Origin of the sequence: Amycolatopsis rhizosphaerae (genome assembly GCF_007713715.1) — a bacterium.
GTDB classification, from domain to species: Bacteria; Actinomycetota; Actinomycetes; order Mycobacteriales; family Pseudonocardiaceae; genus Amycolatopsis_E; species Amycolatopsis_E rhizosphaerae.
In genome coordinates this window covers 1-1,649 of sequence record NZ_VJWX01000806.1, presented here as the reverse complement: position 1 = coordinate 1,649, position 1,649 = coordinate 1, and the positions used below count along the sequence as shown (strand labels likewise).

General features: G+C 70.0%; 1 protein-coding gene. It reads right to left on the bottom strand.

Annotated elements, in window-relative coordinates; translation table 11 throughout:
- Positions 1-16: 16 nt before the first annotated feature.
- On the bottom strand, positions 17-1,240 hold the full coding sequence (locus FNH05_RS37015) for an NAD(P)/FAD-dependent oxidoreductase (RefSeq protein ID WP_144593481.1): 1,224 nt from the start codon (positions 1,238-1,240) through the stop codon (positions 17-19).
- Positions 1,241-1,649 lie beyond the last annotated feature (409 nt).

Below are 1,649 nucleotides of genomic sequence, written 5' to 3'. Positions count from 1 at the left end.
CCTCACGGCAGTGCCCCTAACCGAGGCTGGACAGGTCGCCCTTGGTCAGCGTGTCGTCGTCCACCGCGAGTTGTCCGTCCACGATGCGCTTCAGCGCGTCCCCGTGGTCCCAGTCGTTGACGTTCATCGCCGCCTGGACGTGCCCGTCGCGCACCCAGAACGCGATGAACCGGCGCCCGGCCAGGTCGCCGCGCACCACGAGCCGGTCGGTGTCGAGGTTCGCCAGTCCCCGGTACTCGCATCCCAGGTCGTACTGGTCGGAGAAGAAGTACGGCGAGTTGAGGTACGGCTCGTGCGCCCCGGCGAGGTTCTGCGCGACGTGGGCGCCCTGGTTCTTCGCGTTGGCCCAGTGCTCGACGCGCACCCGCCGGTCGTAGCGCGGATGGAACTGCGCGGCGATGTCGCCGACGGCGTAGATGTCCGGCCCGGAAGTGCGCAGGGCCGCGTCCACGGCGACACCGCCATCGTCGGACAGTTCGAGCCCGGCCGCGTGCGCCAGGTCGGCGCGGGGTTTCACGCCCACCGCGACCAGCACCAGTTCGGCGGGCAGTTCGGTGCCGTCCGCCAGCCGCACCCCGTGCACCCCGTCCGGGCCGCCGGTCAGCCCGGTGATCCCGTTGTCGAGGCGCCACCGCACCCCGTGCAGGGTGTGCAGGTCCTGGAACACCGACGCGATCTCCGGGCCGAGCACCGGCAGCAGGGGCGCGGGCAGGCGGTCGACCACGGTCACGTCCACCTCGTGCTTGCGCGCCGCGGCCGCCACTTCCGTGCCGATCCAGCCCGCACCGATGATCACCACCTGGTTCACGCGCGCGAACTCGGACCGCAGGGTGAGTGCGTCGTCGAGGGTGCGGAGCGTGTGCACCCCGGTCAGGTCGGCCCCCGGCACCGGGAGCGCACGGGGCCGGGAACCGGTGGCCAGCAGGAGTTTGTCGAAACGATGCTCACCGCCGTGCCCGTCGAGGACCAGGCGGGCGCCCAGTTCGACGCGCGTGGCGACGGTGCCGAGGCGCAGGTCGATGTCGTGCTGCCGGTAGAAGTCCTCGTCCCGCACCCAGTCGGGCTCGTCGGTTTCGCCGAGCAGAAGCCCCTTGGACAGCGCGGGCAGCTCGTACGGCCGGTGCGACTCGCCGCCGAGTACCACGACTTCGCCCGGGTAACCGCCTTCCCGTAGCGCCGCCGCTGCCGAGGCACCGCCGAGACCGGCGCCGATGATCACGATCCGCTGGGGTTGCGGCATGCCCTGTCTCCCTCCGCCAGTGACCTGGCTCACGGTACCGCCCCGCGGCGATTCCCGCCGCTGGCGTCACGACAACAAGCGCCGCCCGTCGCATCGTCGTCCGCTCGACGCGAGAGAGAGGCGGCTCAGGGTGGCGATCCGGGACGAGTGGTCCATCACCTGCCAGGACGTGATCGGCAGACGGCAGGTGCTGACCGTGTTCATCGAGGGCGGTCAGGTGGTGCTCGTCCCGCCCGGAGGGACTGGGGCAAGCCGTGAAGGGTCCCTTCACAGTCAAATCGACTGTGAAGGGACCCTTGAGTTTTAACGTTGTGGTGGGTTGGGCTTGGCCCTGGTTGATCTTGGGTGCGGCTCTTGGTTGATCATGTCTTCTTGCTGAGGGAAGACGATCAAGGGGCAAGAGCCGCGG